This window comes from Cellulomonas gelida, from assembly GCF_006538725.1.
GTDB classification, from domain to species: domain Bacteria; phylum Actinomycetota; class Actinomycetes; order Actinomycetales; family Cellulomonadaceae; genus Cellulomonas; species Cellulomonas gelida.
The window spans coordinates 84591-91360 of the sequence record NZ_BJLQ01000012.1 but is presented as its reverse complement, the minus strand read 5'-3'; the positions used below and the strand labels follow the sequence as shown (position 1 = coordinate 91360).

Annotated in this window: 5 protein-coding genes and 1 tRNA gene; 5 read left to right on the top strand and 1 reads right to left on the bottom strand. The window is 72.5% G+C overall.

The genetic code is table 11. From position 1 onward, the window contains the following. Positions 1-375: 375 nt before the first annotated feature. The 3 genes from CGE01nite_RS07685 to CGE01nite_RS07675 all read left to right on the top strand — a co-directional run bounded on the left by CGE01nite_RS07685 (position 376) and on the right by CGE01nite_RS07675 (position 3556). Entirely contained in the window at positions 376-1446 is a 1071-nt protein-coding gene (locus tag CGE01nite_RS07685) for a lysylphosphatidylglycerol synthase domain-containing protein (RefSeq protein WP_141370041.1), read from the top strand. A gap of 42 nt (positions 1447-1488) precedes the next feature. Beyond that, entirely contained in the window at positions 1489-2610 is a 1122-nt protein-coding gene (locus CGE01nite_RS07680; RefSeq protein ID WP_141370039.1) for a chorismate-binding protein, read from the top strand. A gap of 85 nt (positions 2611-2695) precedes the next feature. After that, a complete protein-coding gene (locus tag CGE01nite_RS07675) occupies positions 2696-3556 on the top strand; it encodes an aminotransferase class IV (protein WP_048343394.1) in 861 nt (286 codons plus the stop codon). A gap of 93 nt (positions 3557-3649) precedes the next feature. Here CGE01nite_RS07675 and CGE01nite_RS07670 read toward each other — a convergent pair whose 3' ends face one another. Next, on the bottom strand, positions 3650-4078 hold the full coding sequence (locus CGE01nite_RS07670; RefSeq protein ID WP_141370037.1) for an SsgA family sporulation/cell division regulator: 429 nt from the start codon (positions 4076-4078) through the stop codon (positions 3650-3652). 368 nt (positions 4079-4446) lie between these two features. On the opposite strand from CGE01nite_RS07670, the gene CGE01nite_RS07665 reads away from it, so the two are divergent. Together CGE01nite_RS07665 and thrS are read left to right on the top strand one after the other, a co-directional pair. Further along, positions 4447-4521 (top strand) — tRNA-Val (locus CGE01nite_RS07665). A 226-nt stretch (positions 4522-4747) separates the two neighbouring features. Beyond that, complete coding sequence (gene thrS / locus CGE01nite_RS07660; RefSeq protein ID WP_141370035.1) at positions 4748-6763, top strand: threonine--tRNA ligase; 2016 nt, start codon at positions 4748-4750, stop codon at positions 6761-6763. Positions 6764-6770 lie beyond the last annotated feature (7 nt).

Here is a 6770-nt window from a genome sequence, read left to right as displayed (position 1 = left end):
GGAGCCGGTCCGCACCGGCTCGAGCCGCGGCAGCAGCCGCGAGGTTGCCGACGCTCTCGCCATGCCTGACCAGCACGAGCTCGCGCGCGGCCGCCGCGCGGGTCATCACTCGACCCCCCGGAACGGGCCCGCCTCGAACGATCGCGACATGCTGGCACGCTAACCGCGCTGCTGCCGCGACGCTCGGGGACGCGGGAACCGTCGAGGCCCGTGACGGGCGGCGGGTCGGGTGCCCGGCATCGCCGCACGACGCACGTGAGCCGATATGTTGCGGCGAGGCGCTCACAGCCGTCGTCGTCCGACGACCGCCGCCGCGCGCGCCGCACGACCCGGGGAGGGCGCGATGGGCACGTCCCGCACGGCACCGCGGTCGCGATGACGGTCGCCGGGGCGTCGGCCGCAGGGCCGGACGACGACGTGCCGCCCGCGTGGTGGCGGCGCCCGCTGCGCCTCGTGCTGTGGGCTGCGCTGGCGGTGTTCGCGTGGTTCGCGGTGTCGCGGCTCGTGGGGGCGATCGACTGGCACGCGGTCGCGGACGCGTTCGGGCACGTCCCGGCGTGGGTGATCCTGCCCCTGCTGGCGCTGCTGCTGCTCCGCCAGGTGCTCAACGCGGTGCCGCTGCAGCAGTACGTCGCGGGCCTCAGCCTGTTCCGCTCGTTGCAGAACGACCTCGCGGCCTACCTCGTCGGGAGCTTCACACCGCCGCCTGCGGACGTGGTCGTGCGCGTCTCGATGTTCCGCGCGTGGGGCGTCGACCCGGCCGCGGGCCTGGCGGGCGTGGGGCTCAACACCGCGACGTTCTATGCCGTGCGGTTCGGTGTCCCCGTGGTCGGTGTCGTGCTCCTGCTGCTGGGCGAGGGGGTCGAGAGCAGGCAGTGGGTCACGGCGCTCGTGTGCGGGCTCGTCGCGGCCGCCTGCGTCGCGGCCCTGGCGATGCTGCTGCGCTCGACCACGCTCGCGGCGTGGATGGGTCGACAGGCGGGCGCCCTCGTCGGGCGGTTCCGCAAGGACGTCGACCCGCAGGCGTGGGCGGACTACCTCGTGGACCTGCGCGCGCGGACCTCGGACCGGCTGCGCACGGGCCTGGTGCCGTCGTTGCTCGCGCTCGTCGCGATGGTGCTAGCCGACGGCTCGATGCTGCTGCTGGCCCTGCGCGCGGTCGGCGTGCCGATGAGCGCCCTGACCGCCGTCGACGTCCTGGCGGCGTTCCTGGTCGCCTACCCGATCACCCTCATGCCGATGTTCGGGTTCGGGATCATGGACGCGGTCCTCGTGGGCGCGTGGACGACGATCGCGGGCGTGGCCTGGGAGCCGGAGATCGTCGCGGCGACGATCGTGTGGCGCGTCGTCACGATCGTCGGCCCCCTCGTGCTGGGCCTGGCCGTCGTCGCGTTCTGGCGTCGCCGTGCAGGTGACAGCACCGACGACGGGGCCACCGCGCCCTGAACGCGCGCCGGGCGCCGCACGCGCGGCGGCTACGGTGGGCGGGTGGTTGCCCCTCCCGCCAGCGCTCGGTTCGCCGGCGTGCACCTGCGTGACGTGGTGGAGAGCGTCGACGTGCTGGCCGAGCCGCAGCGGCTGAGCGAGCCGGGGTGGTGGGTCCTGGTGGGGGAGTTCGAGGGTCGGGTCCGGGCGTGGCGGTTCGCCCACGCGTCGGTCAGGCCAGACGGTCCGTCCGACGAGCCGTCCGACGATGCCTCCAGCGAGCCGGTGATCGGTCCCTGGCGCGGCCCGCGGGCCGACGACTGGACGAGCGCGGTGACCCGGGCCGAGTACGTCGCCGCGGTGCAGTCGGTGCGTGACCACGTGCGTGAGGGCGACGTCTACCAGGCGAACCTCTGTCGCGTCCTGAGCGCACCCCTGGGCTCGTCGCACGACGAGCCCGACGCACGCGCGCTCGCGCAGGTGCTGGCGGCCGGCAACCCCGCGCCGTTCGCCGGTCACGTGCACGTCCCGCGGGGCGTGGCGGGCGTCGACCCGGTGTGGGTCGTCACGGCGTCTCCGGAGCTGTTCCTGCGGCTCGAGGACGACGTCCTGACGTCGGCGCCCATCAAGGGCACCGCGGCGACCCGTGAGGGTCTCACACCCAAGGACGCCGCCGAGAACGTCATGATCACCGACCTCGTCCGCAACGACCTCCAGCACGTCTGCCGGCCGGGCACCGTCGAGGTCACGACCCTGCTGGGCGTCGAGGAGCACCCTGGGCTCGTGCACCTGGTCTCGACGGTCCAGGGCGCGCTGGACCCGGCCGTCGCCCGGGCGCCCGACCGGTGGGCTCAGGTCCTCGCGGCCACCTACCCGCCGGGCTCGGTGTCGGGTGCGCCGAAGTCGTCGGCGCTGCGGGTGATCGACGAGCTCGAGGCCGGTCCGCGCGGGCCGTACTGCGGCCTGGTCGGCTGGGTGCACGTCGGCGACGACGGTCGCACGCGCGCCGAGCTCGCCGTCGGCATCCGCACGTTCTGGTGGGCCGGCGACGACGAGGGCGCGGGCGTGCTGCGGTTCGGCACGGGCGCGGGCATCACGTGGGGGAGCGACCCCGACGCCGAGTGGGACGAGACCGAGCTCAAGGCCGCGCGCCTCGTCGGCCTCGCGTCGGCGCCGCGTCCCTGACGGAGGAGACCTCACCGGCGGACGCGACGTCCCCGGCGGACGTGACGTCCCTGACGGACGTGACCGCGGTGGGAGACTGGCGACCATGAGCGTCGTGATCTGGGCCGACGGACGGCTGCACGCACCCACCGACCGCATCCTGACGGGAGTCGACCACGGGGTCACCGTCGGGGACGGCGTCTTCGAGACGTGCGCGGTGTACTCCGGGCAGGCGTTCGCGCTGACCCGGCACCTGCGCCGGCTGGCCCGGTCCGCGGCAGGTCTCGGGTTGCCCGCACCCGACGAGGGACGCGTCCGCGACGCCGTGGCCGAGGTGCTGGCCGCGGCGGGTGACGCCGGGCGGCTGCGCATCACGTACACGGGTGGGCCAGGGCCGTTGGGGTCGCACCGCGACGAGCCCGAGGAGCAGCGTCCGTCGCTCGTCGTCCTGGCCGGTCCCGCGACGCGCGCGGCGTCCAGCCGTGTCGTGCGGGTGCCGTGGGTGCGGAACGAGCGTTCGGCGGTCGCGGGCCTCAAGACCACGTCCTACGCCGAGAACGTCGTCGCGCTCGCGCGGGCGCACCGCCAGGGCGCCGACGAGGCCGTGCTCGCGAACACGGTCGGCGAGCTGTGCGAGGGGACCGGCTCGAACGTCGTCGTCGAGCGCGCCGGGGAGCTCGTCACCCCGCCGCTCTCGAGCGGCTGCCTCGCGGGGATCACGCGCGAGCTCCTGATCGAGTGGGCTGCCGCGGCTGGCGTCCCGGTGCGGGAGGCCGCGCCGGGCGAGCTGCCCTACGACGTGCTCGACGAGGTCCTGACGGGCGCCGCCCACCTCACGCTCACGGGCTCGATCCGCAACGTGTCGCCGGTCGTCTCGCTCGACGAGCACGACGTGACGGTCGGTGAGCTCTCGCGTGCCGCCGCGGAGCTCTTCCAGGCGAGGGCGCTCGACGACCTCGACCCCTGACGGTCAGGCGTCCGTCCCGGACGGAGACGGCGGCCCCGGACGGACGACGACCGGCCCCGTCGTCGGTGACGGGACCGGTCGGATGATCAGTGATCAGGCGGTCAGGAGCGCGGCGATGAACGCCGAGATCTCCGACTCCATGCGATCGCTCTCCGCACCCAGGGGCACGAGTGCCTCCGTGCCGGCGAGGAACCTGACGATGGGTTCGCTGGGAGCGGCGAGGAGCGCACTGCCCTCGACCCCGCTGAGCGACACGAGCGCGTAGTCGGGATCCTCGTCCCGCCATACCTGGACGTCGCCACTTCCGGCGGGCGCATCCGACGACGCGTGCATGCCCATGGAGAGCAGCTCGCGGCCGATGAGCCAGGTCGACATGGTGTGCGGGCCGGTGAAGACCGCGCGCACCGTGTACGGATCCGACGTCCGGAAAGAAAGTTCTGCGCTCACCGGGATGACGCTCGCGTCACTCCCGATCAGCTGCATGGCGAAGACCTCGACGACGTCATACGACGAGCGCGTCATCGGGTCCCCTCCTCGTCTACATGGGCTGTTGGTCCCATCATGGCAGCGGGTCTGCCCGATTGGACCGGAACTGCACCCAGGTTCACCCGGTGGGACGCCTTGTGAGCGTGCCCAACGTGGGTGCATGCACCTCCCCGCGCGCCGAGCCCGGCGTGGACCTCCACTCGCGAGTGACACATACCCGAGTAATCGGTCGCTCGCGGCGACGGCTTGAGACCTGACCGACAGCAATCTGGGCGAGCTCGATGTCGCATCCGGTGCTCATCGTGCCCCAGATGACCGCGACGCGGGCCGGTTTCGGAATCTGCGGGCTGGGCGGGTAGCATCCTCGTCAGCGCCGCCCCCGGGAGGTGCGCCGGGGAGACCCCGGGCGATTGGCTCAGTGGTAGAGCGCCTCGTTCACACCGAGGAGGTCACTGGTTCGAACCCAGTATCGCCCACCACCACATCGACGAAGGCCGCCGCGAGGCGGCCTTCGTCGTCTCCGACCGCTGTCCTCGTCGTGGCGCCGTCCTCGTCGTGGCGCGGTCCTCGTCGTGACGGGGTCCTCGTCGTGGCAATGCGCGCGAGGTCGGGGACCTGCGCAGGTAGCATCGACGGGTCCGCTGCCCGGCGGAACACCACGTCGCGCGGGTGACCGCGTGAGCTCCCGAGGAAGGCCACCACCCCGTGCCTGTTCAGATCGCCCTCACCGTCGACGGAACCGCGACCACGGTGCAGGCGGGCACGACGGGCACGGACCTCTTCGGTGACCGCAAGGACGTCGTCGTCGTGCGCGTGGACGGCGAGCTGCGCGACCTGCACCTGCCGCTGCCCGAGGACGCGAAGGTCGTCGAGCCGGTGAGCGTGCACGAGCCCGACGGGCTGGCCGTGCTGCGGCACAGCGCGGCGCACGTGCTCGCGCAGGCCGTCCAGGAGGTCAACCCGTCCGCCAAGCTGGGCATCGGACCGCCGATCACCGACGGCTTCTACTACGACTTCGACGTCGAGACCCCGTTCACCCCCGAGGACCTGCGCGCGCTCGAGAAGGTCATGTCGCGCATCGTCAAGGAGGGGCAGACCTTCCGGCGCTGGGACGTCTCCGAGACGGAGGCGCGCGAGGTGCTCGCCGGCGAGCCGTACAAGCTCGAGCTGATCGGCCTCAAGGGCGACCCGGGCGCGGCGGACGGCGCGAGCGTCGAGGTCGGCCTCGGTGGGCTGTCGATCTACCAGAACGTGCGCGGCGCCGGCCGGGAGAGCGAGAAGGTCGTCTGGCAGGACCTGTGCCGCGGCCCGCACCTGCCGAGCACCCGGCTGATCGGCAACGGCTTCCAGCTCATGCGGTCGGCGGCCGCCTACTGGCGCGGCAGCGAGAAGAACCCTCAGCTCCAGCGCGTGTACGGCACCGCGTGGCCCAGCAAGGACGAGCTCAAGGCCCACCTCGACCGGCTGGCCGAGGCCGAGCGCCGCGACCACCGCCGGCTCGGCAACGAGCTCGACCTGTTCTCGTTCCCCGACGAGATCGGCTCGGGCCTGGCGGTGTTCCACCCCAAGGGCGGGATCGTGCGCATGGAGATGGAGGAGTACTCGCGCCGTCGGCACGTCGAGGCGGGCTACTCGTTCGTCAACAGCCCGCACATCACGAAGGCCAAGCTGTTCCACACCTCGCGTCACCTCGAGTGGTACGCGGACGGCATGTACCCCCCGATGAAGCTCGACACCGAGTTCCACGAGGACGGCACGGTCAAGCGCGAGGGCCAGGACTACTACCTCAAGCCCATGAACTGCCCGATGCACAACCTCGTCTACCGCTCGCGCGGTCGCTCGTACCGCGAGCTGCCGCTGCGGCTGTTCGAGTTCGGGACGGTGTACCGCTACGAGAAGTCCGGCGTCGTGCACGGCCTGACCCGCGCGCGCGGCTTCACCCAGGACGACGCGCACATCTACACCACGCGTGAGCAGATGCGCGAGGAGCTCGGCTCGCTGCTGACCTTCGTGCTCGACCTGCTGCGCGACTACGGCCTCGACGACTTCTACCTCGAGCTGTCGACCCGCGACCCCGAGAAGTCGGTCGGCGACGACGCGACCTGGCACGAGGCGACCGAGACCCTGCGCGAGGTCGCCACCGCGTCCGGGCTGCACCTGGTCGACGACCCGGGCGGCGCCGCGTTCTACGGCCCGAAGATCTCGGTGCAGGTCAAGGACGCCATCGGTCGTACCTGGCAGCTCTCGACCATCCAGCTCGACTTCTTCGAGCCGGAGCTGTTCGAGCTCGAGTACACGGCACCCGACGGGTCGCGCCAGCGTCCCGTGATGATCCACCGCGCGCTGTTCGGCTCGATCGAGCGCTTCTTCGGCATCCTCGTCGAGCACTACGCGGGCGCGTTCCCGGCGTGGCTCGCGCCCGTCCAGGTGCTCGCGGTGCCGGTCGCGGAGCCGTTCGAGGGCTACCTCGACGACGTCGTCGCGCAGCTGCGAGCGCAGGGGATCCGCGCGGAGGTGGACCGCAGCGACGACCGCTTCGGCAAGAAGATCCGCAACGCGAGCACGCAGAAGATCCCGTTCGTGCTCATCGCGGGCGGCGAGGACGTCGACGCGGGTGCGGTCTCGTTCCGCTACCGCGACGGCCGCCAGGAGAACGGGGTGCCGGTGGCCGAGGCGGTCGCGCGGATCGTCGCCGCGGTCCGCGACCACACGCAGGTCTGAGCCGTGG

Bases quoted from the DNA above. Each gene is read 5' to 3' on its own strand.
- CGE01nite_RS07685 (WP_141370041.1), top strand. From the start codon at position 376: ATGACGGTCGCCGGGGCGTCGGCCGCAGGGCCGGACGACGACGTGCCG.
- CGE01nite_RS07675 (WP_048343394.1), top strand. From the start codon at position 2,696: ATGAGCGTCGTGATCTGGGCCGACGGACGGCTGCACGCACCCACCGAC.
- CGE01nite_RS07670 (WP_141370037.1), bottom strand. From the start codon at position 4,078: ATGACGCGCTCGTCGTATGACGTCGTCGAGGTCTTCGCCATGCAGCTG.